23 protein-coding genes and 1 tRNA gene are annotated in these 26,418 nt (G+C 61.5%); 4 read left to right on the forward strand and 20 right to left on the reverse strand.

Annotated elements, in window-relative coordinates; all coding sequences use genetic code 11:
* Positions 1 to 222: 222 nt before the first annotated feature.
* From MB84_RS14575 to MB84_RS14640, 14 genes are all read right to left on the reverse strand, one after another.
* On the reverse strand, positions 223 to 1,806 hold the full coding sequence (locus MB84_RS14575) for a sensor domain-containing diguanylate cyclase (RefSeq protein WP_084009802.1): 1,584 nt from the start codon (positions 1,804 to 1,806) through the stop codon (positions 223 to 225).
* 463 nt (positions 1,807 to 2,269) lie between these two features.
* A complete protein-coding gene (locus MB84_RS14580; RefSeq protein WP_046292306.1) occupies positions 2,270 to 4,540 on the reverse strand; it encodes a bifunctional diguanylate cyclase/phosphodiesterase in 2,271 nt (756 codons plus the stop codon).
* Between the two features lie 314 nt (positions 4,541 to 4,854).
* The gene (locus MB84_RS14585; RefSeq protein WP_046292307.1) at positions 4,855 to 5,253 is read right to left on the reverse strand and encodes a MerR family transcriptional regulator; all 399 of its coding nucleotides are present in this window, start codon (positions 5,251 to 5,253) and stop codon (positions 4,855 to 4,857) included.
* Between the two features lie 81 nt (positions 5,254 to 5,334).
* The gene (locus MB84_RS14590; RefSeq protein WP_039397708.1) at positions 5,335 to 5,727 is read right to left on the reverse strand and encodes an integration host factor subunit alpha; all 393 of its coding nucleotides are present in this window, start codon (positions 5,725 to 5,727) and stop codon (positions 5,335 to 5,337) included.
* 64 nt (positions 5,728 to 5,791) lie between these two features.
* Positions 5,792 to 8,230 carry a phenylalanine--tRNA ligase subunit beta gene (pheT, locus tag MB84_RS14595; RefSeq protein ID WP_046292308.1) on the reverse strand — a complete coding sequence of 813 codons (2,439 nt, stop codon included), beginning with the start codon at positions 8,228 to 8,230 and terminating at the stop codon, positions 5,792 to 5,794.
* Between the two features lie 85 nt (positions 8,231 to 8,315).
* Positions 8,316 to 9,329: a phenylalanine--tRNA ligase subunit alpha gene (gene pheS / locus MB84_RS14600; RefSeq protein ID WP_039397704.1), complete on the reverse strand. Its 1,014-nt coding sequence runs from the start codon at positions 9,327 to 9,329 to the stop codon at positions 8,316 to 8,318.
* A 149-nt stretch (positions 9,330 to 9,478) separates the two neighbouring features.
* Complete coding sequence (gene rplT / locus MB84_RS14605) at positions 9,479 to 9,838, reverse strand: 50S ribosomal protein L20 (RefSeq protein WP_010806048.1); 360 nt, start codon at positions 9,836 to 9,838, stop codon at positions 9,479 to 9,481.
* Positions 9,839 to 9,863: 25 nt separating this feature from the next.
* Positions 9,864 to 10,061 carry a 50S ribosomal protein L35 gene (rpmI, locus tag MB84_RS14610; protein ID WP_010806049.1) on the reverse strand — a complete coding sequence of 66 codons (198 nt, stop codon included), beginning with the start codon at positions 10,059 to 10,061 and terminating at the stop codon, positions 9,864 to 9,866.
* Positions 10,062 to 10,239: 178 nt separating this feature from the next.
* Positions 10,240 to 10,758 carry a translation initiation factor IF-3 gene (gene infC, locus MB84_RS14615; RefSeq protein ID WP_425415913.1) on the reverse strand — a complete coding sequence of 173 codons (519 nt, stop codon included), beginning with the start codon at positions 10,756 to 10,758 and terminating at the stop codon, positions 10,240 to 10,242.
* A gap of 52 nt (positions 10,759 to 10,810) precedes the next feature.
* Positions 10,811 to 12,718: a threonine--tRNA ligase gene (gene thrS / locus MB84_RS14620; RefSeq protein WP_046292310.1), complete on the reverse strand. Its 1,908-nt coding sequence runs from the start codon at positions 12,716 to 12,718 to the stop codon at positions 10,811 to 10,813.
* A gap of 237 nt (positions 12,719 to 12,955) precedes the next feature.
* A tRNA-Val gene (locus tag MB84_RS14625) sits at positions 12,956 to 13,032 on the reverse strand.
* 184 nt (positions 13,033 to 13,216) lie between these two features.
* Positions 13,217 to 15,487 carry a RelA/SpoT family protein gene (locus tag MB84_RS14630; protein WP_245725374.1) on the reverse strand — a complete coding sequence of 757 codons (2,271 nt, stop codon included), beginning with the start codon at positions 15,485 to 15,487 and terminating at the stop codon, positions 13,217 to 13,219.
* A 47-nt stretch (positions 15,488 to 15,534) separates the two neighbouring features.
* Positions 15,535 to 15,891, reverse strand: coding sequence for a RidA family protein (locus MB84_RS14635; protein WP_039397700.1), 357 nt, complete (start codon positions 15,889 to 15,891; stop codon positions 15,535 to 15,537).
* Between the two features lie 66 nt (positions 15,892 to 15,957).
* A complete protein-coding gene (locus MB84_RS14640; protein WP_046292312.1) occupies positions 15,958 to 16,836 on the reverse strand; it encodes an alpha/beta fold hydrolase in 879 nt (292 codons plus the stop codon).
* Between the two features lie 164 nt (positions 16,837 to 17,000).
* Here MB84_RS14640 and MB84_RS14645 point away from each other — a divergent pair, with 164 nt between their 5' ends.
* Complete coding sequence (locus MB84_RS14645; RefSeq protein WP_046292313.1) at positions 17,001 to 17,792, forward strand: 3-hydroxybutyrate dehydrogenase; 792 nt, start codon at positions 17,001 to 17,003, stop codon at positions 17,790 to 17,792.
* Between the two features lie 232 nt (positions 17,793 to 18,024).
* Here the strand turns inward: MB84_RS14645 and MB84_RS14650 are convergent, their stop codons facing one another.
* The gene (locus MB84_RS14650) at positions 18,025 to 18,663 is read right to left on the reverse strand and encodes a CoA transferase subunit B (RefSeq protein ID WP_046292314.1); all 639 of its coding nucleotides are present in this window, start codon (positions 18,661 to 18,663) and stop codon (positions 18,025 to 18,027) included.
* A 23-nt stretch (positions 18,664 to 18,686) separates the two neighbouring features.
* Positions 18,687 to 19,385: a CoA transferase subunit A gene (locus tag MB84_RS14655; protein ID WP_046292315.1), complete on the reverse strand. Its 699-nt coding sequence runs from the start codon at positions 19,383 to 19,385 to the stop codon at positions 18,687 to 18,689.
* A gap of 227 nt (positions 19,386 to 19,612) precedes the next feature.
* Here MB84_RS14655 and MB84_RS14660 point away from each other — a divergent pair, with 227 nt between their 5' ends.
* The gene (locus MB84_RS14660; RefSeq protein WP_039397689.1) at positions 19,613 to 20,158 is read left to right on the forward strand and encodes a PAS and helix-turn-helix domain-containing protein; all 546 of its coding nucleotides are present in this window, start codon (positions 19,613 to 19,615) and stop codon (positions 20,156 to 20,158) included.
* A gap of 101 nt (positions 20,159 to 20,259) precedes the next feature.
* Here MB84_RS14660 and MB84_RS14665 read toward each other — a convergent pair whose 3' ends face one another.
* The 3 genes from MB84_RS14665 to MB84_RS14675 all read right to left on the reverse strand — a co-directional run bounded on the left by MB84_RS14665 (position 20,260) and on the right by MB84_RS14675 (position 22,960).
* Complete coding sequence (locus MB84_RS14665) at positions 20,260 to 20,649, reverse strand: acyl-CoA thioesterase (RefSeq protein ID WP_046292316.1); 390 nt, start codon at positions 20,647 to 20,649, stop codon at positions 20,260 to 20,262.
* A 243-nt stretch (positions 20,650 to 20,892) separates the two neighbouring features.
* Positions 20,893 to 21,957, reverse strand: coding sequence for a DctP family TRAP transporter solute-binding subunit (locus MB84_RS14670; RefSeq protein WP_046292317.1), 1,065 nt, complete (start codon positions 21,955 to 21,957; stop codon positions 20,893 to 20,895).
* A 226-nt stretch (positions 21,958 to 22,183) separates the two neighbouring features.
* Positions 22,184 to 22,960 carry an SDR family oxidoreductase gene (locus MB84_RS14675; protein ID WP_046292318.1) on the reverse strand — a complete coding sequence of 259 codons (777 nt, stop codon included), beginning with the start codon at positions 22,958 to 22,960 and terminating at the stop codon, positions 22,184 to 22,186.
* Positions 22,961 to 23,138: 178 nt separating this feature from the next.
* Between MB84_RS14675 and MB84_RS14680 the strand changes: the two genes are divergently transcribed.
* Together MB84_RS14680 and MB84_RS14685 are read left to right on the forward strand one after the other, a co-directional pair.
* Positions 23,139 to 24,809 carry an electron transfer flavoprotein-ubiquinone oxidoreductase gene (locus tag MB84_RS14680; protein ID WP_046292319.1) on the forward strand — a complete coding sequence of 557 codons (1,671 nt, stop codon included), beginning with the start codon at positions 23,139 to 23,141 and terminating at the stop codon, positions 24,807 to 24,809.
* A 56-nt stretch (positions 24,810 to 24,865) separates the two neighbouring features.
* Positions 24,866 to 25,180 carry an MliC family protein gene (locus MB84_RS14685; protein ID WP_169835012.1) on the forward strand — a complete coding sequence of 105 codons (315 nt, stop codon included), beginning with the start codon at positions 24,866 to 24,868 and terminating at the stop codon, positions 25,178 to 25,180.
* A 132-nt stretch (positions 25,181 to 25,312) separates the two neighbouring features.
* Here MB84_RS14685 and aroC read toward each other — a convergent pair whose 3' ends face one another.
* Entirely contained in the window at positions 25,313 to 26,416 is a 1,104-nt protein-coding gene (gene aroC, locus MB84_RS14690) for a chorismate synthase (RefSeq protein ID WP_046292321.1), read from the reverse strand.
* Between the last annotated feature and the right edge of the window lie 2 nt (positions 26,417 to 26,418).

Consider the following 26,418-nt stretch of genomic DNA (forward strand, 5'->3'; position numbering starts at 1 on the left):
ACCGATGTCGTCCATTCCGCGTCGATTCCGCCTCGATCCGGATCGCACCTGCTTGATTCGTTAGACATGGGAGTTCCCGCGAAATGCGGAATGCGCGCACGCTCTTTGGTTACCAAACGTGACATTGGTAACGACGGCGAGTTTCGGTGGATGCGATGCGTGTCGGGATGCCGTCGTCGCTACATCCCGAGAATGAGCGACGCACAGAGCGAATTGCGCGAATCAGAAGACCCAGCAGCGGTCGCGCCCGGCGCGCTTGGCGCGATACAGCGCCATATCTGCGCGCTCGACCATGTTCATCGGCGAATCCGAATCCTGCCACTCGGTAATGCCGAAGCTCGCGGAGAACTGCAGTGGCGGCTCGCTCCCTTCCACCGATTCACGCTTGCAACGCTCGCGAATCCGGTCGGCGACACGCAGCGCGTCGCGTTCGCTCGCGCCCGGCAGCAAGATGGCGAACTCCTCGCCGCCGATGCGTCCGATCAGATCGTCGCCACGCAACGTCGACGAGCACACCAGCACGAAACGACACAGCACCTGGTCGCCAATCGCGTGTCCATAAGTGTCGTTGATCGTCTTGAAATGGTCGAGATCGGCGACGATGAGGCTCATCGGCTCGTTCTTGACTTGCGCGGCTTCCAGCAGTTGCTCGAAGCGGTGGAAGAAGTAACGGCGGGTCAGGCTGCCCGTGAGTTCGTCGTAGCTGGCTTCGAACGCCAGTTGGTTGTTCGCCGCGCGCAACTCCTCGTTCGACTGACGCACCTCACGATGCTGCGCCCGCTCGCGCCAATACGTCCACGCGACCAGCGCCACGATGATCGCGCCGCCCAGATACAACAGAAAGCACAGCGCCAGATCCTTGGCGTGCTGACGCGTGAGGGCGTCCCACGCCTCGACGCCTTCCACCGCGTAGACGATCAGATCGTTGCTCGCGCTCGGGCGCGACGAAATCACGAACGGCTTGCGCAGATCATTGAACTCCGACATCCGGTCGAGCAACTCCTGCGGCACCCAGGCGTTCGAGCGGCCCGGCGCACGTTTGAATTGCGAAATCGGCATGCGTGCGAAATCGTGACGCTGATAAAGCGCCTGCCGCTCGGCGTCGGAGAGCGAACCGAGCTTGCCGTCGATCATGAAGCTGTTTTCGAAGCGCGGGTCGTTGGCCATGATGACGACGCCGTTGCCGTCGGTCACGAACGATTCGCCGCTGCCGACCCAGTGGCGCAGACGGGTCAGTCCGATCTTGGTCATGACCACGCCGATCAGCAATCCGTCGCGGTACATCGGCGCGCTGAAATAAAGGCCAGGTGCCTGATGCTCCCAGCCCGACGCATAGCGCTCGAAACGATCCCCCAGCAGCGCGTTCGTGACATAGGGCATGTCGGCCACCGATCCCCCGAGCGGTGACGGAACGTCCCGGTAGTTGCTGGCGGCGACACATACGCCGCTCGCGTCGATCACCCACACGCGGTCGACACCAAAGTAGCTTTGTGCACCGCGCAGGAATTCGTTCGCGCGCCCCACGACATCCGCCGCAGCCGGCTTGCCACCCGCCGCGGGCACGACCTCGCGCAGCAAGTCGACATCGGCCAGCGTCGAGGGAATCGCGCGCACCATCGACAAATCCGTGTTGATGGCGTGCACCATGCCGTCGGCGACCCGGTCGGCAACGATTTGCCCGGCGTCGACGCTTTGCGCAAGCTTATCGCCCACCAGCGACGTGGCAGTGCGATCCGCCGCAACCCAGCAGGCGACCAGCACGCCGACCGAGACACAGGCGGCATAAAGCCAATGCCTTATCCTCATCCGAAAATCAAACGCTCGTTCTAATATTTTTCACTTGTTACGTTGGCAAAGTACCCGCTTCAATCGAAATCGCGCTTCTGTCACTTCCCCGGACAGAACTTCTGGTCGCGACCGGCATTCGTCGTGCCAGCGAATTCCCGCCAATTCTGGTCTGCGCGTCAAACTCTTTCCCTCGTTTCCGACCCTCGGCTTGTCGCGCCCCGTGCCTTCGGATCCCTGTTGCCACGCCATTGTCCACCCCGACAATGGCAGGCCGTTGACAGCCCCGCTCCCTGCCCCGGTCTAATGCCGGTTGGGGCGTACGGCCATCCGTTCATGCGTTTCGGAATCACCGCGAGAACCCGATGATTCTATAGTACTCCGACGATCCTGCCGTACGAAAACCTTCTGATCGTGGATTTATTATGTATAGCTATTTAACCTATTAACTAGCTCGTTCTGGTGTTTCCCATTTACTTCGTCTTTATTGGCAAATACCGAATCGGGCAATTAGCAAATCCAGTCGTTCGATTTCCACCGGTCGGGAAAACAAATAGCCCTGCGCACTTAGTGGCACAAAATGACGAAGCCAATCGAGCTGACGCTCGTTTTCCACACCTTCGACAATCAGATCGATGCCCAGGGAGCGCGCAATATTGACGATGTTCGAAATCATCAGACACGACCGAGAAGAATCGGGAATCGATTCGACAAACGATCGGTCGACCTTGAGCGTATCGACGGGGAAGCGCGTCAGATAGGACAACGACGAGTAACCCGTGCCGAAATCGTCCAGCGCAATGCGCAAGCCCGCGCGTTTGAACTGCTCGATCTTCATTTCCACGAGCGCCGGATTCTTCACCATCACCGATTCCGTGATCTCCAGTTCCAGGCGATGGGGCTCGATCGCGTACTCCTTCACGAGACGCTCAACGAGTTCGCCGATGTCGCCTCGCCAGAACTGCACGGACGAGACATTCACTGCCAGTCGCAGCGACCCCATCGGCGTGCCGCGCCACGCCACGAGCTGGCGACAGGCTTGCGTGAGCGCGAATTCGCCGATGGCCACGATCTGCCCGGTCGTCTCCGCCAGCGGGATGAACTCGCCCGCGCTGAGAATGCCGCGCTCCGGATGACGCCAGCGAATCAGCGCTTCCATGCCGCATATGCAATCGCTACCCAGCGAGATGATCGGCTGATAGGCGAGGAAGAACTCGCCATTGGCCAGCGCCTGCTCCATCTGGCGCTCCCACACGACAAGCTGGTGCGCCTGATGCGTCATTTGCTGCGAATAGACACGCACAACGCTCTTGCCCGCCTCTTTCGCGGCATACATGGCCAGATCCGCCTTCTTGATGAGATCCGCCTCGGTCTCTTCCGGCTTCGACCAGAACGTCACGCCGATGCTGGCGTGCAACGCGAACGACGTGCCGTCGGCCACCATCGGCGACTTAAGCGCGGCCAGCAACGTCTCCCCCAGCGGTTCGGCCTGATCGGGTGCACCGTCGCCTTCGAGCAACACCATGAACTCGTCGCCAGCGAAGCGGGCGAGCATTGCCCCGGCCGGCATACGCGGAATAAACCGCTCCGAGACCTGACGGATGATTTCGTCGCCCTGGGAGTGACCGAGCGTGTCGTTCACGCTCTTGAAATTGTCGAGATCGATGTGCAGCAGCGCGACCTTGCCGAGCCGATCCGGCACGGACAATGCCCGGCGCAACGACTCCATCAGCGCGTAACGATTCGGCAGGCCAGTCAGTGCGTCGTATGAGATCAGGCGCGTGAGCTGCTGATCACGGCCGATCAGACGTTGCATCAGATACGCAATGAGCGCGAAGAAGACGACAAGCGCCACCGAGATAAACGTCGCCATCGTCAGATAGACGCGTTCAACGTGACGATATTCGGACAGTTCCTCGTCGAGCGACAAGCCGACCTGCACGGCCAGCGGATAATCACGCAAATGCCGATAGGCGACGACGCGCTCGACACCGTCGATCGGGTCGCGCTGCAAACCGGAATTCCGTTGCTCTGCCGCGAACGGAGGCAACTCGCCAGTGCCGGTGATGGCGACGCTCGCCCCGGTACTGCGCGCGAGCAACGCGCCGTCGTCGGCAATCACGGCAATCTGGCCGTACTGCCCGAGCACGGCATTCGTGTAGAAGTCGGACGTGAAGTAGCTCGGCTCCTGCGAGACCACCACGACGCCCGCGAAGGTGCCGTCAGGATGATTTAGGCGACGGCTGAACTGAAGCACCCACTTGCGAGACACACGCCCGAATACCGGATGGCTGATGTAGAGGCCGTCGCTCTCGTCGTCGAGATGCACACGAAAATGCTCGCGATCTGCGATGCTCACCCCCGCACCGCCCGGCATCGTGGCGGCGACCACGTTGCCGCTCGCGTCCGTCAGGCTCACGAGCACCATGAAGCGCTCGGCGACGGTCCCCTCGGTCAGCGCCTGCTTCAGATCGAAGTCGCCGCGACGGCGCTCGTACTCGTATTTCACGAAGCGGGTGATCTGGTCGACCTGGCGAATCGCACGCAGCGTCTGTTGTTCGAGGGCGGTCGCGACGGTCGATGCGGAAGCCGCCGTGTCGCGCAGAATGGCTTTGTGCTCGATGGAGATGCGCCAGAGCACCGCCGTCCACAGAAGGACAAGGATCAGAAAACCGAAAATCAGGATTGCGACGATAGAGCGATAGGAAGTCGCCCAACGCCCGTGTCGCGCGCCCGTCATGCTCGGTTCCGCCATAGGTCGAGATCCTTTCAGCCTTCGCGCCCCCGCGCGAAAAGGTCGGTGTTGGCCCGGTTTTCAAGAGGATCGAGGGACGCCGCTGTCGGGCGTCGTAGTTTCCGGCAAGTGTAAGGCAATCCCAGCGCCCCCGGAAGTCGTTCGGCGTCGTCTCAATCCGGGGATGTATGAAGTTCATCCGGCCAGACGAGCGCGCCCCCGCCTCGCAGCGTGCCATATCTCGGATTACGGAAGTTTCGGCCACCGCCGTATTAGGAGAATCCCGAAGTCGGGCGGACGGTGGTGACGAGGGGGATCGGAAGTGCGAGGACCGCTCAGGACTTCAGCAGATCGATGACGGATTCGATACGGCGGCGCAGATCGTCGACATCGAGTGCCGCGTCGCCCGGCTCGCCGGAGGTCGACGCATCCACCTGAGCGCCAGCGGTAGCCGCCGAAGTGCGCGCGCCGCGCGGCGTGTCGGCTTCGAGACGATTGCGTGCACCATTGATCGTGAAGCCCTGCTCATAGAGCAGCTCCCGGATTCGCCGGATCAGCAGGACTTCGTGATGTTGGTAGTACCGCCGGTTGCCGCGCCGCTTGACCGGGCGCAGTTGCGTAAACTCTTGCTCCCAATAGCGCAGCACATGCGGTTTGACACCACATAGCTCGCTCACCTCACCGATGGTGAAGTAACGCTTGGCGGGAATCGGCGGCAAGGCAACGTGATCCATCGCGGCGTTAGCGGAATGGGACGACGGTTAAATTGCGGACGAAAAACCAACGGCCGCCACAGAATGCGGCGGCCGGGGGAATTACTTGCTCAGTACGCCGGACTCGACCATCGTCTTGAGCTTCTGGCTGGCGTGGAAAGTCACGACACGGCGCGCGGCAATCGGAATCGCTTCGCCCGTCTTCGGATTCCGACCCGGGCGTTGCGGCTTGTCGCGCAGTTGGAAGTTACCGAAGCCGGAGAGCTTGACGCTGTCACCCGATTCGAGCGCGTCGCGGATCGACTCGAAGAACGCCTCGACCATATCCTTCGCTTCGCGCTTATTCAGGCCCACATGCTCGAACAGCAACTCGGCCAGTTCGGCCTTGGTCAGCGTCGGCGCCTCGGTCGAGACCTCGTTCACTTCGCCGCGACCCAACGCAATGCGCTGCGCCGCGAGCATGGCTTCAAATTCACCAGGATTCATTTCGTTCATACGTCCCACGCGATGGCGATGACAGTGCGATAACCCACTCGCACCCGGATTTTTCTACTGAGTTTTAAGCGCGCAAACGTGCGCCGAACCCTTCTACCCGTTGTACCAGTGCGTTAATGGCGCCCTGGACCGTCTCGTCTTGCAACGTACCCGAGGGGTCTTGCAGAGTAACACGAAACGCCACGCTTTTGTCCTGGGCTCCCAGGGAGCCCGAAGCCGCACCCGCCTTGGGCCGGAACTCGTCGAACAGGCGCACCGACTGCACCACGCTGCATGCCGGATCGTCATGACGTGCAGCCAGCATCGCATCGAGCAGCACCTGCACCGGCTGTGCCTGATCGACCACCAACGCGAGGTCACGCGTGACCGGCGGGAACTTCGAAATGTCCTCGTAGCTCGCAACGTCACGACCGAACAGTGCTTCGGCCTCGATCTCGAACAGCACCGGTGCCTGCGGCAGGTCGTACTTCTGCTGCCAGCGCGGATGCAGCTCGCCGATGAAGCCAACACGCTTGCCGTCCACTTCTATCGCAGCACTTCGTCCCGGGTGCAACGCCGGATGCTCAGCCTTCACGAATCGCGCGGCGCGCGGTGCCAGCAGCGCTTCGAGGTCACCCTTCACGTCGAAGAAGTCGACCTGACGCGCCGCTGCGCCCCACTGCTCTTCGAGCACGGGACCGTAAGCCAGCGCCGCCACGGTCAACGGCTGACGATACCCACCCACACTCAGTTCGCCGGACGCCACCGTGTTGTCACGGTGATAGGTGCGACCGATTTCGAACACGCGAACGCGCGATGCTTTGCGATTCAGGTTGTAACGCGCCGTCGCGATCAGGCTGCCGATAAGTGTCGAGCGCATCACGGCGAGGTGACTCGCGATCGGATTCAGCAACTTTATCGGATTGTCGTTGCCCGCAAAGTCGGCTTCCCATTCCACGTCCACGAAGCTGAAACCGACCGTCTCGTGATAGTCGCGCGCGGCCACGGCGTGACGCACGGCATGCTGCGAACGACGGCTTTCCTGCGTCGGACGCATTTCGCTCGCGGCCACCGGCGGATTGGCCGGAATACGGTCGAAACCGTAAATGCGTGCAATCTCTTCGATCAGATCCTCTTCGATCTCGATATCGAAACGGTACGACGGCGGCGTGACCTCGAACACACCGTCCGTCAACGTGAACGCCAGGCCGAGACGCGTGAAGATTGCGCTCATTTCCTGCTCGGAGACCGGCACGCCGAGAATCTTGACGGCACGGGCCACACGCATCTTCACCGGCTGACGCTCAGGCAGCTTCGCGATCTGATCTTCCAGCGGACCGGCCTGCCCCCCACAGATGTCGAGGACAAGTTGCGTGGCGCGCTCAAGCGCGCGCACATTGCCGGCGAAGTCGACGCCACGCTCGAAGCGATGCGACGCATCGCTGGTGAAGTTGTACTTGCGAGCACGCCCCTGAATGGCTTGCGGGAAGAAGAACGCACCTTCCAGGAAGATGTTCTGCGTCTCGAGTCCTGCCTTCGTCGAATCGCCGCCCATGATGCCGGCGAGGCCGATCGGGCCGCTGGCGTCGGTGATCGCGAGGGTCGTCTCGTCGAGCGTGACCGTCTGCTCGTTGAGCAGCTTGAGCGTCTCGCCCGCGCGACCGAAGCGCACGTCGATGCCGCCTTGCAGGCGATTCAGATCGTAGACGTGCAAGGGCTGGCCCAGTTCGAGCATCACATAGTTGGTGATGTCGACGAGCGCCGAGATGCTGCGCTGACCGGCGCGCTCCAGGCGCTCCACCATCCAGCGCGGCGACGGTGCCGCAGCGTTCACGCGACGGATGATGCGGCCACCGAAGCGTCCACAACCGTCCGGCGAGCTGATACGCACCGGCAGCGTGTCGGCGATGGTCGACGCCTGTGCGCCCTGCCCCGGCAGATCCTTGAGCGGTGCGCCGGTAATCGCCGCGACTTCACGGGCAACGCCGAGCAGCGACAAGCAGTCAGCCTTGTTCGGGGTGAGCTTGACGACGAAGATCGTGTCGTCGAGATCGAGATACTCGCGGATGTTCATGCCGACCGGTGCATCTTCCGGCAGGATCATCAGTCCGGCGTGATCTTCCGAGAGCTTCAGCTCACGGGCCGAACACAGCATGCCGAAGCTTTGCACGCCGCGCAGCTTGCCGATCTTGATCTGGAACGGTGCCCCACCCGCCTCCGCCGGCGGCAAAGCCGCACCGACGGTAGCGCACGGCACCTTGATACCCGGCGCCACGTTCGGCGCGCCGCACACGATCGTGAGCGTCTCGCCGGTGCCTGCATCGACCTGGCAGACGTTCAGACGGTCAGCATCCGGGTGACGGGCGACTTCGAGCACCTTGGCCACGACCACGCCGGTAAACGGCGGGGCGACGGGATCGGTTTCCTCGACTTCGAGCCCGGACATCGTCAGGGCGTGCGCCAACGCGTCCGTCGACAAATCCGGGTCGACCAGGGTACGCAGCCACGATTCAGAGAATTGCATGGATCAGTTCGCTCGCAGTTAAGTCTTCACTTCCGAAAGCCCGGCGGCAGCGGCTTTGCGCGCCAGCCAGGGCCCACGGCATCGATTACATGAATTGGCGCAGGAAGCGCAGATCGTTCTCGTAGAACAGACGCAGATCCTGCACGCCGTAGCGCAGCATCGTCAGGCGCTCCAGACCCGAGCCAAACGCGAAACCGATGTAGCGCTCGGGGTCGAGACCCATATTACGGACCACTGACGGATGCACCTGCCCCGATCCCGAAATCTCCAGCCACTTGCCGGCGTTCTTGCCGGTCTCGAACTGCATGTCGATTTCGGCGGACGGCTCCGTGAACGGGAAGTACGACGGGCGGAAACGCACCTGAATGTCGTCGCGCTCGAAGAACTTGCGCAGGAAGTCGGTGTACACGCCTTTCAGGTCGGCGAAGCTGATGTCTTCGGCGATCCACAGCCCCTCGACCTGATGGAACATCGGCGAGTGCGTCGCATCGGAATCGACACGATACGTACGTCCCGGCGCGATGACCTTGATCGGTGGCTTGTTCATGCGCGCATAGCGCACCTGCATCGGGCTCGTGTGCGTGCGCAGCAGCAACGGCTTGCCCGCATCGTCATTGCCTTCGACGTAGAAGGTGTCCTGCATCGAACGCGCCGGATGGTTCTCGGGGCTGTTCAGGGCAGTGAAGTTGAACCAGTCGGTTTCGATCTCGGGGCCGTCGGCCACGTCGAACCCGATGGAACGGAAAATCTGTTCGACGCGCTCCCAGGTAGTGAGCACGGGGTGCAGACTGCCAGCGCCCAGGCCTCGGCCGGGCAGCGTGACGTCGATAGCCTCGGCGGACAGGCGCGCATCGAGCAGCGCGTCGGCCATGGCCTGGCGGCGCGCCTGCAAAGCGCCTTCGATCTGTTGCTTGGCCGCGTTGATCCGAGCGCCTTCGGTCTTGCGCGTTTCGGGATCAAGCTTGCCGAGGCCCTTGAGCAACTCGGTCAGTTGGCCAGTCTTGCCGAGAAAGCGGGCTTTCTCGTTTTCCAGCGCGGCGGCGTCGGGAGCGGCGGCGAACGCACGCTGCGCTTCGCTGACGATAAGTTCCAGATCCATATGCTACAGACTCAAGTTAGGCAGTCGGAATGGCCGCGTGTACCAGCGAAAACAAGCGGAAAGGCAAGCGAAAAACAAAAGGGGGCTCCGATGAGAGCCCCCTTTTGGCGAACGGCGCGCATTAAAACGCGCTATACGCTAACTACAGCTTAGGCTGCGACGGCGGCTTTCACCTGAGCGACAATCGCGGCAAATGCCGGCTTGTCGTTGATGGCCATGTCGGACAGCACCTTGCGGTCGAGTTCGATCGAGGCCTTCTTCAGACCAGCGATGAACACGCTGTAGGTCATACCGTGCTGACGCACACCTGCATTGATACGCGCAATCCACAAGGCGCGGAACACGCGCTTCTTGTTACGGCGATCGCGGTAGGCGTATTGCCCAGCGCGCATGACCGCTTGCTTGGCGATGCGGAAGACGTTATTGCGGCGGCCGCGGAAACCCTTGGCTGCTGCGATGACTTTCTTATGGCGGGCCCGTGCGGTGACCCCACGTTTGACTCGAGGCATGTTTCTCTCCTATCTAAGTCGGGGTTTAAGCGAAGGGCAGCATTGCGCGTACGGAGTTCAGATCAGACTCATGAACGCCGACGGCACCGCGCAGGTGACGCTTATTCTTGGTGGTCTTCTTCGTCAGAATGTGACGCTTGAAGGCCTGACCACGCTTGACGGTACCGCCAGGACGCACGCGAAAGCGCTTCTTGGCACCGCTCTTGGTTTTCATCTTAGGCATGAAAAACTCCAGGGTTTTTAACATGATCACAGGTGTGACGCCAAAATCGCGCCCCTTTTAGAACCTGAGACCACTTATTTTCAGGGCCGGACGGCACCCTGCATCGCTGCCGCGCCCTTAACGGGCGGCGGCGGCAATTCTTTGCTGCCCGGCGGCATCGTTCGACACCGCCACGGCATTATTTCTTCTTCGGCGCGATGACCATGATCATCTGACGGCCTTCCATCTTCGGCATCTGTTCCGGCTGGCCGAACTCTTCGAGATCGGACTTCAGACGTTCCAGCATACGAGCGCCGATTTCCTGGTGGGCCATCTCACGGCCGCGGAATCGCAGCGTGATCTTGGTCTTGTCACCGTCTTCAAGGAAACGCTTCAGATTGCGCAACTTGACGTTGTAGTCACCGTCGTCGGTACCAGGCCGGAACTTGACTTCCTTGGTCTGGATAACCTTCTGCTTCTGCTTGTTCTCGTGCGCTTTCTTCTGTTCCGAATACTTGAATTTGCCGTAGTCCATCAGACGGCAAACCGGCGGATTCGCGGTCGGTGCAATTTCCACCAGATCGACATCAGCCTCTTCGGACAGACGGAAAGCTTCTGCCAGTTTCACAATGCCGAGCGGCTCGTTGTCGACGCCATTTAGACGCACTTCGGGCGCAGTAATCTCGCCGTTGATGCGATGCGACTTATCGGTAGCGATGTTGCTTATCCTCGAAAAAAGTCAAAAATTTAGCCGCGCTGTCCGACAGGCGTTATTGGAACGATGCGCATTCTTGCGCAAGACGTTCGATGAGCGCGTCAACGGGCATCACACCCAGATCCACGCCGCCACGGGCACGCACGGCTACCGTATTCCCCTCCTGCTCTTTGTCCCCCACTACCACGAGATAGGGAACTTTCTGCAAAGAGTGCTCGCGTATTTTATAGCTAATTTTCTCGTTGCGCAAATCGCCCCGAGCCCTAAGCCCTTGTTCTTTCAACTTTTTCGTCACTTCCTGGGCGTAATCGGCCGTTTTTTCCGAGACATTCATCACGATCACCTGCTCCGGCGCCAGCCAGAGAGGCAATGCACCAGCATGGTGCTCGATCAGAATCCCGATAAAACGCTCGAGCGAGCCCAGGATTGCGCGGTGAAGCATCACCGGACGCTTGCGGCTGTTGTCTTCGGCCACATACTCGGCGTCCAGACGCTCCGGCATCGAGAAATCGACCTGCATCGTGCCACATTGCCACTGACGGCCGAGCGCATCCTTGAGCGTGTACTCGATCTTCGGGCCGTAGAATGCGCCATCACCCTCGGCGATCACGAATTCGCAGCCCGAGCGACGCAGCGATTCCATCAGCGCGAATTCGGCCTTATCCCAATTTTCGTCCGAACCGACACGATGCTCAGGGCGCGTTGCGACCTTGTAGATCATGTCCGTGAAGCCGAAATCCTTATAGACCGCGTGCAGCAGCGCCGTGTAGTTCACGCATTCGTCGAGGATCTGGTCTTCCGTGCAGAAGATGTGGCCGTCGTCCTGCGTGAAGCCGCGCACGCGCATCAGGCCGTGCAGGCCGCCCGACGGTTCATTGCGATGGCACTGACCGAACTCGCCGTAACGCAGCGGCAGATCGCGGTAGCTGTGCAGCGCCGAGTTGAAAATCAGGACGTGTCCCGGACAGTTCATCGGCTTGAGCGCGTAGGCGCGGTTCTCCGATTCCGTCGTGAACATGTTGTCCTTGTAGTTCTCCCAGTGCCCCGACTTTTCCCACAGCGAGCGGTCGAGAATCTGCGGACCTTTCACTTCCTGGTAGCCGTTGTTACGGTAGACGCGGCGCATGTATTGCTCGACCTGCTGCCAGAGCGTCCAGCCCTTCGGGTGCCAGAAGATGAGGCCCGGCGCTTCTTCCTGCATATGGAAGAAATCGAGCGCGCGGCCGAGCTTGCGGTGATCGCGCTTTTCGGCTTCTTCGAGCATGTGCAGATACGCGTCCTGGTCTTCCTTCTTCGTCCAGGCCGTGCCGTAAATGCGCTGAAGCTGCTCGTTCTTCGCGTCGCCGCGCCAGTAGGCACCAGCCACCTTCATCAGCTTGAAGACCTTGAGCTTGCCAGTCGACGGAACGTGCGGACCACGGCACAGATCGACGAACTTGCCTTCGCGGTACAGACCGATTTCGTCCGTCGCCGGGATCGATTCGATGATTTCGGCCTTGTACTTTTCACCCATCGAGAGGAACAGACGCACGGCGTCGTCGCGCGACAGCACTTCGCGCGTCACCGGCTCGTCCTTCTTGGCGAGTTCGTGCATCTTCTTCTCGATGGCTTCGAGATCTTCCGGCGTGAAAGCGCGATGGAAGGAGAAGTCGTAGTAGAAGCCGTTTTCGATGACAGGACCGATCGTGACCTGCGCCTCGGGGAACAGCTCCTTCACGGCATACGCCAGCAAGTGAGCCGTCGAGTGACGAATGACGTCGAGGCCGTCGGCATCCTTGTCCGTGACGATAGCGAGACTCACGTCGTGATCGATCAGATAGGACGTATCGACCAGCTTGCCGTCGACGCGGCCCGCCAGGGCAGCCTTGGCCAGCCCCGTGCCGATCGAACCGGCGACTTGCGCCACCGTCAGCGGGGCTTCGTACTGGCGTTGCGAACCGTCAGGCAAACGTACCGAAATCATGTCGCACTCCCATGCGCAAAAACGTCACGCGCGGCCCACGCCACGCGGCAAACCACGAAAAAAAACGGCCTCGACTGTCGTCGAGGCCGTCTCTTCATTCCTTGCATCCAGACGAAAAACACCCTCGACTTAACGTCGCACCTTCACTACTGTGAAAGTTCGGGCAGTCTTCAACATGAGTGTTTTCCAGCGCCTGTGTCTGCGGGGCTTCGCGGACTGTAATGCATTAAATTTCGTTGGTAGGCTCGATTGGACTCGAACCAACGACCCCCACCATGTCAAGGTGGTGCTCTAACCAGCTGAGCTACGAGCCTACTGCAAGAGAACGAGATTCTAGCAAGGTTTCGGCACATCGCCAAGCGATTATTGTGTCTGCCGACGAAAAACCGCGCATCAATCAAGGCTTTCGTGCGGGGGTCACGACGTCGGCGGACGCGTCGCGCTGCCCGCGGCGAGCCCCGGACAATCCCCCGGGAGCGCTCACCGCCAACAGCCACGTTAACGCCTGCGCGACGACACCACGCCCGTCACGCCGTTCAGCTGCGCCAGGGCGCGCTGCAACTGCCCACCGTCGCGCACCTCGACCGTGAACTGCATGAACGCCTGTGCACCGCGCGATTGCGTGCTGACGCCCGTCACGTTTAGCTTTTCCCGCGAAAACACTTCGGAAATATCGCGCAGCAAACCCTGACGGTCCGTCGCCTCGATCTGGATATTGACCGGGTAAGCCGCAACGCCGCGCCCTTCTAGCACGTCGGACGACCACGCCGTCTGAATCACCCGCTCGGGCGCGCGCGCCTTCATCGACTGGAAACTGCTGCAATCCTGACGATGAATCGACACGCCCTTGCCCCGGGTGACAAAACCCACGATCGGATCCGGAGGCGCGGGGCGGCAGCACTTGGCCAATTGCGTCAGCAAGGCGCCGACACCCACCACCAGCACCCCGCTCTTCGCCCCCTGCGCAACACTCGTATGGAGACTCTTCTTCGCGACAACCGTGTCGTCGTCCTTCGGCTCGGGCCCCGGCTGATTGCCCGAGAGTGCCTGCTCGACGTGCCGCAGGCTAAATTCGTCTTTGCCGATCGACGCGTAGAGATCGTCTGGCGCGCGAAAACCCAAACGCGCAGCCAGCTCTTCAAGGTTGACGGACGTCTTGCCCTCGCGTTGCAACGTCTTGTCGATGATCGTGCGACCGTGCGCGATCGTCTCTTCGAGGTCGATGGCGTTGAACCACTGACGCACCTTCTGACGCGCCCGATGGCTTTGTAAATACCCGAGTTGCGAATTGAGCCAGTCCCGCGACGGACCACCCTGCTTGACCGTGACGATCTCGACCGTCTGCCCATTTTGCAACGGCGTATTGAGCGGCACCATCGCACCGTCGACACGCGCGCCGCGACACCGGTGCCCCAGCTCCGAATGCAGGTGATAAGCGAAGTCGACCGGCGTCGCTCCTTGCGGCAGCGCAATCACCCGCGCTTGCGGCGTGAGCACGTAGATGTGATCGTCGATCGTCGCGCGCTTGAGCTGCTCCCACGGCTGCGCGGCAGCCTCGGCACCCACGGTATCGGCGACGTCGTCCTTCCACGCGAGCAGCTGACGCAGCCACGCGATCTTCTCGTCGTAAGCGTCGCTCGCCGAAAACGCACCACCGTAACCCCGCTGCCCGGCTTCCTTGTAGCGCCAGTGCGCCGCAATGCCGTACTCGGCGAAATGGTGCATCTCGTTCGTGCGAATCTGCACTTCGAACGCACGGCCGTCGTCGCCGATGACGACCGTATGCAGCGACTTGTAGCCGTTCGGTTTCGGACGCGAAATGTAGTCGTCGAATTCTTTTGGAATCGGTTGCCACAGGTTGTGGACAATGCCCAGCACCGTGTAGCAATCCTTGATGTCGTCGACGATCACGCGAAACGCCCGAACATCGTAAAGCTCGGCAAAATCGACCGCCTTGCCGCGCATCTTCTTCCAGATGCTGTAGATGTGCTTCGGCCGCCCCGACACTTCGGCCTTGACGCCCGCACGCGACAGTTCGTCCTGGAGCCGCTGGATCGCCCCTTCAATAAAGGTCTGACGCTCGACGCGCTTTTCCTCCAGCAGCTTGGCGATCTGCTTGTAGGTGACCGGCTCCAGGAAACGGAACGCGAGGTCTTCAAGCTCCCACTTCAGTTGCCAGATACCGAGCCGATTGGCCAGCGGCGCATAGATTTCCAGCACCTCGTGCGGCATCTCTTCGGGCGGCGCCTTTTTCTCGGCCGCATACCACCGCAGCGATTGCAGACGTGACGCCAGCCGGATCATCACAACGCGAATGTCCTGTGCAAACGCCAGCAGCATCTTGCGCAGCCCTTCGACCTGCGACTTTCGCTCGGCGGTGGCGTCGCGATCGCGGCCATCGGAGGGCATCGCCTGCGCGGCGCGCGCGCCGGCGCCCGAGAGCCGCTGCAACTTGCGCACATCGATCACGAGCGCGGCGACTTCGGCGCCGAACTTCTGCGTCAACGTCGCTTGCGGATCGGGGAGAAATTCGACGGCCGAAAAGAGCGCCGCCGCCTGGTGCGTCGCTTCGTCCACGCGTAGCGTATCGAGAATCGCCATCATGCCGCGCGCGTGCGCCATGATCGGTTCGCCTGACGAGAGAACCTGCTCGCCGCACAGCGTCGCGGCGAATGCAAGTGCGTCGTCCAGGGTGGCGGGCAATGATGCATCACCCACACCCGGCGTCGGAGGCGACTCAGTGGATGTCGGTGCTTGATGTTGGTTCATGTCGGAACGCGGGGCGACCAGCGCCCCGGATGTTGCGGGTCGAGCACTCAGCTTTCGCGCTGAGCTGCCACAACCACGATTTCAACAAGCATGGCAGGGTCGGCGAGCAACGCCTGCACCGTAGCACGCGGGGGTGCATTGCCTGCGGGCACCCACTCGTCCCACACCTGATTCATTTCACCGAAGTACTTCATGTCCGAGATGAAGATCTGACAGGACAGGATGAGCGACTTGTCGCTGTTTGCTTCGCCGAGCAGCCGGTCGATGTGCGCGAGCACCTGACGCGTCTGACCCGCCATATCCTGCGAACGATCGTCGGGGGTCTGACCGGCGAGATAGACGGTGCCATTGTGCACAGCCATGTCCGACCAGCGCTTTTCGACGTAGAAACGTTGTACTGCCATGATGTAAGACTCCTGGTGTTCTTTTGACTCTGGATCTACCGCCACGCCACGTCGCACGGACGCGTCTCAGTCGGCATATCCCTCATAAAATCGGCGTGCGATCTCGATCTGATCCGCATGCACAAAGGTCGGCGCGTGTCCCACGCCGGGAATTTCAACGGCGCGCGCGTGTTGCGCGTGCGCCAGCATCTGCTCGAGCGTCGTGCGCGAAAGCAGGTCCGACTGCTCGCCCCGCACGATCAATGTCCGCCCCGGGAACGCAGCAAGCGACGCCCAGAGCATGGCCTCTCCTGCCGCAATGGCCTCCGGCGTCACAGCCGAAAAAGCCGCCCCGATCGACGGATCGTAACGCAGCACATAGCCGTCGCCGTCCGCCTTGAGCAACGGCTCGCTCAACGCAAGCCACTCCTGCCGGGTATGCGGCCCGAACGCCGACGAGATCGACCAGAGGTAATCTGCGCCTTCGTCGATCGATGCGAATCGCTTCGGAATACCAACATACTGCCCGATGCGCGCAAGGGCTGGCGCATCTATATGCGGCCCCACGTCGTTGAGCAGCAGGCTACGAATCGGCGTATCCGGCAGCCCCGCGAGTCCCATGCCGATGAGGCCGCCCATCGACGTACCGAACCAGTCGACGGTCGCGACGCCGAGACGGGCGATAAGCGTCACCATGTCCGCTACGTATTGCGGAACAACATAACCCGCGGGATTCAGCAACCACGACGACTGGCCGCGCCCCACCACATCGGGGCACACCACACGGTAGTCGTTTGCGAACGCATTCGCCAGCGCGTCAAAATCGCGACCGCTGCGCGTGAGCCCGTGCACGCAGACCAACACACGAGGGTTCTCGGGATCCCCCCACTCGGCATAGGCCATGCGATGCAGCCCGGAAGGACTCAGACACTGAACGTTCGACAGACGCGGCGCGTGACTCGGCATGGCAGACTCATCGGATCGGTTTCCAGACTCGAATTCTACCGCGCTTGCCGCAAACCGTAAGCTAGAATGAGGCCACTCATGAGCCGCATCAAACCGCAGTTCGCGGGCCACGCTCGTCGACATCGTATTCCTCCCCCACCCTCCTCCCGCACGGAGACGATGCAATGCTGAAAGGAAAAATCGCCCTCGTGACCGGCTCGACCAGCGGTATCGGTCTGGGCATGGCACAAGCGCTCGCGGCACAAGGCGCCACCCTCATCGCGAATGGCTTCGGCGACGCAGACGCTGCACGCAAGGCCATTACGGATGCCGCAGCGAAGGCGGGCCATACGGGCACACAAGTCGGTTATCACGGTGCCGACATGAGCCGCGCAAGCGAGATCGAGGCGATGATGCAATACGCCGAGTCGGCGTTCGGCGGCGTGGACATTCTGGTCAACAACGCAGGCATTCAGCACGTCGCGGAAATTCAGGATTTTCCGACGGACCGATGGGACGCGATCATCGCCATCAACCTGACGTCTGCCTTCCACACCACGCGACTTGCCTTGCCCGGCATGCGCACGCGCAACTGGGGACGCATCATCAACATCGCGTCGGTCCACGGACTCGTTGGCTCGACGGGCAAGTCGGCGTACGTCGCAGCCAAGCACGGCATTGTTGGCCTGACGAAGGTCACAGCGCTGGAAAATGCGCAGACCGGCGTGACGGCTAACGCGATCTGCCCGGGCTTCGTGCTCACGCCGCTCGTGCAAAAGCAGGTGGACGACCGCGCCGCCCGCGACAAGCTGTCAGGGGATGAAGCCAAGCGCTCGCTGCTCGGCGAGAAGCAACCTTCCGGGGAATTCGTCACGCCCGAGCAGCTCGGGGCGCTCGCCGTCTTCCTGTGCAGCGACGCCGCCGCGCAAGTGCGCGGTGCCGCATGGAACATGGACGGTGGCTGGACTGCGCAGTAAAGAGACAAAGGCAGCGACAAGGGCAACGAGGGCATTGACGCGGCATTTCACCCGCTAACCAACACTGCTGCCCATCAAGACAAACGGGCGGAGAAACTCTCCGCCCGTTTTATCTCGCACAGACCAACTTCCTACATCATCGACGACCGGGTTCAACGGCCCAGGTCATCCTCAGCAAATCGGTGCCGCGCATCGCACGGCAACCCGGGCATCGGCGGCCATCGCATCGACCTCAGACAGCGCTCGTATCGAGCTGTGCGCCGGTCTTCTGCGAGATTTCTTCCTTCGTTACGCCCGGTGCCAGTTCGACGACCTTCAGGCCGTCCGGCGTGATATCGATCACACCGAAGTCGGTAATGATGCGATTGACCACGCCCACGCCGGTGAGCGGCAGATCGCAGGCCTTGAGGATCTTGTGTGCATCGCCCTTGGCCACATGCTCCATGAGCACCACCACGCGACCGACGCCTGCGACGAGGTCCATCGCACCGCCCATGCCCTTGATCATCTTGCCCGGGATCATCCAGTTCGCAAGGTCGCCCTTTTCGCTGACCTGCATCGCCCCGAGAATCGCCAGATTGATGTGACCTCCGCGGATCATCGCGAACGAATCGGCCGACGAAAAAATCGACGAGCCCGGGAGCGTCGTCACCGTCTGCTTGCCGGCGTTGATCATGTCGGCGTCGACTTCGTCTTCGGTCGGGAACGGACCGATGCCGAGCAGGCCGTTTTCCGATTGCAGCCAAACTTCCATGCCTTCCGGCACATGATTCGCCACCAGCGTGGGCAAACCGATGCCGAGGTTCACGTAAAAGCCGTCTTCGAGCTCTCGCGCCGCGCGCGCAGCCATTTCATCACGATTCCATGCCATGGTTATCTCCTTGATCTCGGCGCTTACTTGGCACGTACCGTGCGTTGTTCGATGCGTTTCTCCGGATGTGCGTTCAGCACAATGCGCTGAACGAAGATCCCCGGCAGATGCACGTCGTCCGGATCGATTGCGCCGGTTTCGACCAGTTCCTCGACTTCGACGATAGTGATCTTGCCGGCCATGGCAGCCATCGGATTGAAGTTGCGGGCGGTGCGGTTGAACACGAGGTTGCCTGCACGGTCGGCCTTGGCGGCTTTGACCAGCGCCACGTCGGCGCGCAGCGAGCGCTCCATGACGTATGTCTCGCCGTCGAACTCGCGCGTGTCCTTGCCTTCGGCAACCACAGTGCCCACGCCCGTTTTCGTAAAGAATGCCGGAATACCGGCACCGCCAGCGCGCAACTTCTCGGCCAGCGTGCCTTGCGGCGTGAATTCAAGTTCGAGTTCGCCCGCCAGATACTGACGCTCGAATTCCTTGTTTTCGCCCACGTACGACGAGATCATTTTCTTGATCTGACGCGTCTCAAGCAGCAACCCGAGGCCAAAACCGTCGACGCCGGCGTTGTTGCTGATGCACGTGAGCCCCTTGACGCCCGAGTCGCGCAATGCGGCGATCAGGGCCTCCGGAATGCCACATAGGCCGAAGCCACCGACGGCGAGCGTTTGCCCGTCTGCGACGACACCGGCGAGCGCCTCCTTGGCGCTGGCGTATACCTTGTTCATCGTTTGTCCCTTTCCCTCGGTTGAGAATTGAAATTATGCCGCGCACTCGCGCGTTGCGAGGCTTGCGACGGCCCGCCAACACCTCGGACCACGCACCTCATGCAACCTCAGAGCTTACGGTGGCACGCAAATGGGGCACAATACGTGAAATTACATATCTTCCCGCGTACCGGGCCGCCACACGCGGCGCCCACGCAGGAGACCCGACCGGATCCGTATCTCCCCCAATGCCGACGTTCGATTACCAGACAGCTTTTCACATCGCCCCCGTCGGTCTGGTCATTTCGCGCCAGCGCATCATCGAGGACTGCAACCGCCAACTCGGCAAGATCTTCGGCTACGCGCACGAAACGCTCATTGGCCAGTCTTTCCAGGTCCTGTATCCGTCACCGAAGGAATTCGAGCGCATCGGCGAACGCATTCCGCCCATCATGAGCACGCAAGGCGTTTATTCGGACGAGCGCATCATGCGACGTGCCAACGGCGAATTGTTCTGGTGCCACGTCACGGGCCGTTCGCTCGACGTCAAGGATCCGCATGCCGCCGGCCTCTGGACCTTCGAAGACATCTCCGCCACACGCCGCGTCGCCGTCGCACTGACCGCTCGTGAACGCGAAATCGCCGCGCAACTGGTGCAAGGCAAGACAAGCAAGCAGATCGGCAAGATTCTCGAGATCAGCCCGCGAACCGTCGATATCTACCGCGCCCGTCTTATGCAGAAATACGGTGCCGGCACGGCAACCGAACTGGTGCAACGCCTGCTCGGCAACTGAGCGCCACCTCCGGGTCAGACACTACTGCGCAAACACCCACACCGAAGGCGACAGCGAGGGGCCACCGGCAACCACTGCGCCGCCCCCCCTGCCGACCGGCATCAGCCCCCGGCGATCAACGTGCGCACGGCCTCCGGCAACGGCACCGACTTCTCAGCCTGATAATTCACCCAGACGATTTTCGCGCCGCCTTCGGCGACGAGAATGTCCGGTGTATCGGCGCGGCGCAGTTCGAAGCGCGTGTCGATGCTGCTACGTCCCGGCGCACCGATAAACATGCGGCACTCGATATCGCCGGGATATCGCAATTGACGCAGGAACGTCATGTTGGCATTGACGATGACGGGACCCTCGCCCGTATCACGCTCTTCCGACGCGATGTCCAGCGTTTCCAACCAGGAAATACGCACCTGCTCCATGTAACGAAAGTACACGGTGTTGTTGACATGCCCGAAGGCGTCCATATCGCCCCAGCGAATGGGCATGCTCATACGAAAGACTTCTTTGTACTCTGACGACACTGCAATTCCCCATGATGAAAATCGACGCCCTGCCTTGAACTGACAGGGCGTCATGGGGGTAAAGTGTAGCGCTTCGGGTGGGGTGGCGCGCGTCAGACTGCCGAGATTTGCCTCGACGAGCCGTCGTTTGGGAATGGCGAACGGCCGTGAATCGGAAGATTCCGAGGCGCCCGAAGCACCGCGCCACCGCCGACAATGCGACGTTCCCGCGTCTTACTTGCGCGTCCCAAGCGACGGCGACTTGCTGCTGATCGACTCGTCCCGGACCGCCGCTTCGGCCTTTTCGACCAGATCGCGCCCGACCAGCGCCTTCCACTTCACATAGACCGGCCGCGTCGCGTCGACAAAGCGCTGGCGCTGCTCAGGGTTCAGTCGTGCGACCTTCACCCCGCGGGCCTCCAGATTTTCCCACATGCCCTGCCCGCTGGTGAGCAGATCCTCACGGGCCAGCGTGACTTCGAAGCGTGCCGCCTCCACGGCGGCGTCGCGCACGATGTCGCGATCCTGCGGCGACCAGCTATCCCAGACCTGACGATTGACGACGAAGACGATGGGGTCTGCCACGTAATCCCATACCGTCAGATAGCGCTGCCCGACGGTATCGAGCCGCGCATTGTTGAATATCGTGATCGGATTTTCCTGGCCATCGATCTTGCGGGATCGCAATGCGCGAATGGCCTCGCCCCATGTCATCTGAGTGGGCACTGCGCCAAGCGCTGTGAAGATGTCGTTGAACAGAAGCGAGCCGACGACACGAAAGCGCAGCCCTCTCATGTCCTCCGGCGCGCGAATCGCGCGACGTGAATTGGTCACCTGACGAAAACCGTTCTCCCCCCACGCCAGCGGCACGACCCCCTGCTCCTCCACGCGACGGAAGAGTTCGCGACCGACTTCGCCCTGCGTGAGCGCGTCGAGCGAACGATACCCGCGCAGCAGGAATGGTAGCGAGAAGAGGTTGAATTCAGGAATCGCCGACGACCAATTGATCGTCGAGCCGACAGCCATGTCGATGACGCCCTGACGCAGCGCCGTGAATTCGCGCGTCTGATCGCCGCCCATGAGTGTGGCGTTGGGGTGAAGCCGGATGTTGATGCGCCCTTGCGTGCGCTCGCGCACCATGTCCGCCCAGAGCTGCGTGCCCTTGCCCCACGGTGTGCCGCCATCGGGCACGATCGACAGCGTGTATTCGGCCTTGTAAGGTTGCGCGGCCGCTGGCAGCGCGATTGCGGCGAGGGCAAGCGCGACTCCGACGAGCCCCCGCCAGCCTTGATTACGCATGTTGTCTTCGAGATGATTCGGGATCCGACGTCAACGCGACGTCCTTCGTGATCCGCTGCGCGTCCATGAACGTCAATAAGCGTTCTGAAGCGCTAGGAAATTATGCGCTCGTCGTCGCTGCGCTGACTGCCTCGGACAATCCCCGATTGCCGCATTGCAGCGAGCCTGCGCAATCGTCCGCGGCCTTCGAAGACCGCGCCCGGCGGCCACCGGACGGCCGTTGCGCCTAGCCCACCGCAAGACCATCGTCGATGGTCATGATCGAGCCGTTAATGAAGCGAGAATCGTCTGAGGCCAGCAGCAGAATCAACCCATCAAGGTCGCCGGGTTCACCGACCCGTTGGCGCGGCAACATCTGAATCAGCTTGCGCCCGGCTTCGGTCTGCCAATGATCGTGGTTGATTTCCGTATCGATATACCCCGGGCAGAGCGCGTTCACGTTGATGTTGTAACGTCCCCATTCGAGCGCCATCGAACGGGTCATGTGAATCACGGCCGCCTTGCTCATGCAATAGACGCCGAGCATGGAAATCGCCCGTTGCCCGGCGACCGAGGCCACATTGATGATCCGGTGTTGCCGCTGCGGGTCGCCCTTGCTGCGACGGATCATGCGCTTGGCCACTTCCTGCGCCACGAAAAACGCACCGCGCGTGTTCGTATCGACCACGTAATCGAAGTCTTGCGGCGTCACATCGACCAGCTTTTGCTGGGTGGACACCCCCGAGTTGTTAATCAGAATGTCGATGGCACCGGCTTCGGTCTCCGCATGCGCCACCCCGGCGCGAATACTGTCGTAGTCGGTGACATCGAGCGGCACAACGTGCGCCGCGCCGCCCTGAGACTCGATTTCCGCCCGCAATTCCTTGAGTCGCTCCACGCGACGGCTGGCCAGCACGACCTTCGCCCCCGCCTGCGCGAGCACCTTGGCGAACTGCATGCCAAGCCCGCTCGACGCCCCCGTGACCATTGCGACTTTGCCTTCCAGATTCAGCGAACGCCCCATCGTCTTCTCCCTCGTGCCTCGACACCCGTTGAGCAACGGCGTCGCCACCCGGCTCGCCGCTAGAGCTTCCTACCTACCAAATCGAACGACCGTACTATTAATATGCGGTTGCGAGGTGTTCACCATTCCCGGAAAATGGCCGCACCCACGAATTCTAACGTTTATAACAGGAGCATCAATGGATCCCAAGCTGCTTGAGCAGTACGGCCCGAGGGAGTCGATGGAGTATGACGTCGTCATTGTTGGCGGCGGTCCGGCCGGCCTGTCCACGGCTATCCGTTTGAAGCAACGCGCACAGGAAGCGGGCAAGGAGATTTCCGTCTGCGTCCTGGAAAAAGGCTCGGAAATCGGGGCCCACATCCTGTCCGGCGCGGTCATGGATCCGCAAGCCCTGACCGAACTCATCCCCAACTGGAAGGAACTCGGCGCACCGCTCGACACCCCCGTCGTCGAAGACCGCTTCCTGTTCCTGAGCGAAACGGGGGCGACCTCCACACCCTCCTGGCTGCTGCCTGCGTGCTTCCAGAATCATGGCAATTACGTCATCAGCCTGGGCAACGTCGTTCGCTGGCTCGGCCAGCAGGCCGAAGCGCTGGGCGTCGAGATCTTCCCGGGCTTCCCTGCCGCCGAAGTCCTTTATGACGAAAACGGCGCGGTGATGGGCGTGGCGACAGGCAACATGGGCGTCGGCAAGGACGGCGAGCCGACCGAGAACTTTCAGCTCGGCATGGAGCTGCACGCCAAGTACACGATCTTCTCGGAAGGGGCGCGCGGCAGTCTCGGCCGCCAATTGATGCGCAAGTTCAACCTCGATGAGGGGCGCGACCCTCAGGCGTACGGTCTGGGCATCAAGGAATTGTGGGAGATCGATCCGTCCAAGCATAAGGAAGGGCTGGTAATTCACACGGCGGGGTGGCCGCTCAATTCGAGCACCTACGGCGGCTCGTTCCTCTACCACCTGCCGAATAATCAGGTGGCCGTCGGCTTCATCGTCGGGCTGGACTACAGCAATCCGTATCTGTCGCCGTTCGAAGAGTTCCAGCGCTACAAGACGCATCCGTCGATTCGCCACTTCCTCGAAGGCGGCAAACGCATTTCGTACGGCGCCCGCGCCATTACGGCGGGCGGTTTGCTGGCGCTGCCGAAGCTGGTGTTCAAGGGCGGCGCGCTGGTGGGCTGCGAAGCCGGCTTCCTCAATGTCAGCCGCATCAAGGGCAGCCACGCTGCGATCAAGAGCGGCATGATGGCCGCCGATGCCGCGTTCGATGCCGTCACGGCAGATCGTCAGCGCGACGAACTGACGACCTACCCGGCAGCGTTCGAGCAATCGTGGTTGCACGAGGAACTGAACAAGGCGCGCAACTTCAAGCAGTGGTTCAAGAAGGGTTTGACGGTCGCGACGCTCATGACCGGCATCGAGCAAAAGCTGCTCGGCGGCAAGATGCCTTGGACGATTCATCGCAAGAAGGCCGACCACGAATGCCTGCTGCCGGCCGCGCAATGCCAGCCGATCGTCTATCCGAAGCCGGACGGCAAGCTCACGTTCGACCGTCTGTCGTCGGTGTTCATTTCGAACACCAACCACGAAGAGAATCAACCGGCTCACCTGACGCTCAAGGACGCGAGCGTGCCCGTCGGCATTAACCTGAACGAGTACGCCGGACCGGAACAACGCTACTGCCCGGCCGGTGTGTACGAGTTCGTGAAGAACGACGACGATTCCGAGCGTTTGCAGATCAACGCCCAGAACTGCGTGCACTGCAAAACGTGCGACATCAAAGACCCGACACAGAACATCGTGTGGGTCACGCCGGAAGGCGGCGGTGGTCCGAACTACCCGAATATGTGATGTTGTATTTCCGCCGGTTCGTCCGGCGGTTTTTACTTGTACACACAGGAGGCATGATGTCCAGAATTTCCGTATGGATGTCGGGCGCGACGTTGGCAAGCGCCCTCGCACTGACCGGCGCCGCCGTCCAGGCCAAGACGGTGAGCTACCTGTGCGACAACCGGCACGTTGCCGTTCTCGTCTACGACGATCACAACCTCGGTGGCGACGTTACGCTGTACTGGATGGGCAAACGCGAGGTCCTCAAACCGGCGCGCGCGGCGAGTGGAGAAAAGCACGTCGGGCGCACACTCATCTGGTGGAGCAAGGGTCCCGAAGGCACGCTGTACACCGCCAAAGGCGAGCAGCCCATCACGCAATGTCGCGAGTAATCGCGCCAACGGATCTATGAGGCCGTAGAAGTGAAAAACGCCAGACTCATTGTCTGGCGTTTTGTATGGGTGCAGCGTGTCGGCTCGCGGCGCTTTCCTACGCCTTACCTCACCCGACTCCGCTTACTCCGCCTACTCCGGTACGCGTGCCGGGATGACCGGCGTGCTCACGTGAACATCGCCGCACTGCGCACGATGACGCAGCGCATGGTCGATCAACACGAGCGCCAGCAACGCTTCGGCAATCGGTGTCGCGCGAATGCCCACGCAGGGATCGTGACGGCCAAACGTCTCTACCGTTGCCGGTTGCCCGCTGACGTCGATCGACTGTCGCGGCGTACGGATGCTCGACGTCGGCTTGATGGCAATCGAGACGTCGATGTCCTGGCCCGTCGAAATGCCCCCCAGAATCCCACCGGCGTTGTTGCCGACGAAGCCTTGCGGCGTCAGTTCGTCACCATGCTCGGACCCCTTCTGCGTCACGCTGCCGAACCCCGCACCGATCTCAACGCCCTTGACGGCATTGAGCCCCATCATGGCGTGAGCGATATCGGCATCGAGGCGATCGAACAACGGCTCTCCGAGGCCGACCGGCACGCCCGTTGCAATCACACGCAACTTTGCGCCGACCGAATCGCCGGCCTTGCGCAGGTCGTCCATGTACGCTTCCAACCGCGGGACAACCTCTGCGTTTGCTGCGAAAAACGGGTTCTGGGGCACTTGCGACCAATCGGTCTGCGGAATTTCGATATCGCCGAGCTGCGTCATACAGCCGCGCACCTGTACGCCAAAGCGCTCCGCGAGCCATTTCTTCGCCACGGCCCCCGCCGCCACGACCGGCGCCGTCAGACGCGCCGACGAACGTCCGCCGCCGCGATAGTCGCGCACGCCGTATTTCTGCAGATAGGTGTAATCGGCGTGCCCGGGACGAAACGTCTGCACGATGTTGCCGTAATCCTTGCTGCGCTGATCGGTATTGCGGATGAGCAAGGCGATGGGCGTGCCCGTCGTCACACCTTCGAACACCCCCGAGAGAATCTCGACGGCATCCGGCTCGTTACGCTGCGTCACGTGGCGCGACGTACCCGGACGGCGGCGATCCAGCTCCACCTGAATGTCGGCTTCCGTCAGCGCCATTCCCGGCGGACATCCATCGATCACACAGCCGATGGCCGGGCCATGCGATTCGCCGAAAGTGGTAACGGTAAACAGGGTTCCAAGCGTATTGCCAGACATAC

Origin of the sequence: Pandoraea oxalativorans (assembly GCF_000972785.3) — a bacterium.
GTDB classification, from domain to species: Bacteria; Pseudomonadota; Gammaproteobacteria; order Burkholderiales; family Burkholderiaceae; genus Pandoraea; species Pandoraea oxalativorans.

Excerpts from the sequence above, each read along its gene's own strand:
- MB84_RS14650 (WP_046292314.1), bottom strand. The coding sequence starts at position 18,663 with ATGGCATGGAATCGTGATGAAATGGCTGCGCGCGCGGCGCGAGAGCTC.
- pheT (WP_046292308.1), bottom strand. The coding sequence starts at position 8,230 with ATGCAATTCTCTGAATCGTGGCTGCGTACCCTGGTCGACCCGGATTTG.
- MB84_RS14645 (WP_046292313.1), top strand. The coding sequence starts at position 17,001 with ATGCTGAAAGGAAAAATCGCCCTCGTGACCGGCTCGACCAGCGGTATC.
- MB84_RS14685 (WP_169835012.1), top strand. The coding sequence starts at position 24,866 with ATGTCCAGAATTTCCGTATGGATGTCGGGCGCGACGTTGGCAAGCGCC.
- MB84_RS14670 (WP_046292317.1), bottom strand. The coding sequence starts at position 21,957 with ATGCGTAATCAAGGCTGGCGGGGGCTCGTCGGAGTCGCGCTTGCCCTC.
- MB84_RS14675 (WP_046292318.1), bottom strand. The coding sequence starts at position 22,960 with ATGGGGCGTTCGCTGAATCTGGAAGGCAAAGTCGCAATGGTCACGGGG.
- MB84_RS14635 (WP_039397700.1), bottom strand. The coding sequence starts at position 15,891 with ATGGCAGTACAACGTTTCTACGTCGAAAAGCGCTGGTCGGACATGGCT.
- MB84_RS14585 (WP_046292307.1), bottom strand. The coding sequence starts at position 5,253 with ATGGATCACGTTGCCTTGCCGCCGATTCCCGCCAAGCGTTACTTCACC.
- MB84_RS14655 (WP_046292315.1), bottom strand. The coding sequence starts at position 19,385 with ATGAACAAGGTATACGCCAGCGCCAAGGAGGCGCTCGCCGGTGTCGTC.
- pheS (WP_039397704.1), bottom strand. The coding sequence starts at position 9,329 with ATGGATCTGGAACTTATCGTCAGCGAAGCGCAGCGTGCGTTCGCCGCC.
- MB84_RS14665 (WP_046292316.1), bottom strand. The coding sequence starts at position 20,649 with ATGAGCATGCCCATTCGCTGGGGCGATATGGACGCCTTCGGGCATGTC.
- MB84_RS14580 (WP_046292306.1), bottom strand. The coding sequence starts at position 4,540 with ATGGCGGAACCGAGCATGACGGGCGCGCGACACGGGCGTTGGGCGACT.
- MB84_RS14640 (WP_046292312.1), bottom strand. The coding sequence starts at position 16,836 with ATGCCGAGTCACGCGCCGCGTCTGTCGAACGTTCAGTGTCTGAGTCCT.
- thrS (WP_046292310.1), bottom strand. The coding sequence starts at position 12,718 with ATGATTTCGGTACGTTTGCCTGACGGTTCGCAACGCCAGTACGAAGCC.
- aroC (WP_046292321.1), bottom strand. The coding sequence starts at position 26,416 with ATGTCTGGCAATACGCTTGGAACCCTGTTTACCGTTACCACTTTCGGC.
- MB84_RS14630 (WP_245725374.1), bottom strand. The coding sequence starts at position 15,487 with ATGAACCAACATCAAGCACCGACATCCACTGAGTCGCCTCCGACGCCG.
- rpmI (WP_010806049.1), bottom strand. The coding sequence starts at position 10,061 with ATGCCTAAGATGAAAACCAAGAGCGGTGCCAAGAAGCGCTTTCGCGTG.
- MB84_RS14680 (WP_046292319.1), top strand. The coding sequence starts at position 23,139 with ATGGATCCCAAGCTGCTTGAGCAGTACGGCCCGAGGGAGTCGATGGAG.
- MB84_RS14575 (WP_084009802.1), bottom strand. The coding sequence starts at position 1,806 with ATGAGGATAAGGCATTGGCTTTATGCCGCCTGTGTCTCGGTCGGCGTG.
- MB84_RS14660 (WP_039397689.1), top strand. The coding sequence starts at position 19,613 with ATGCCGACGTTCGATTACCAGACAGCTTTTCACATCGCCCCCGTCGGT.
- MB84_RS14590 (WP_039397708.1), bottom strand. The coding sequence starts at position 5,727 with ATGAACGAAATGAATCCTGGTGAATTTGAAGCCATGCTCGCGGCGCAG.
- rplT (WP_010806048.1), bottom strand. The coding sequence starts at position 9,838 with ATGCCTCGAGTCAAACGTGGGGTCACCGCACGGGCCCGCCATAAGAAA.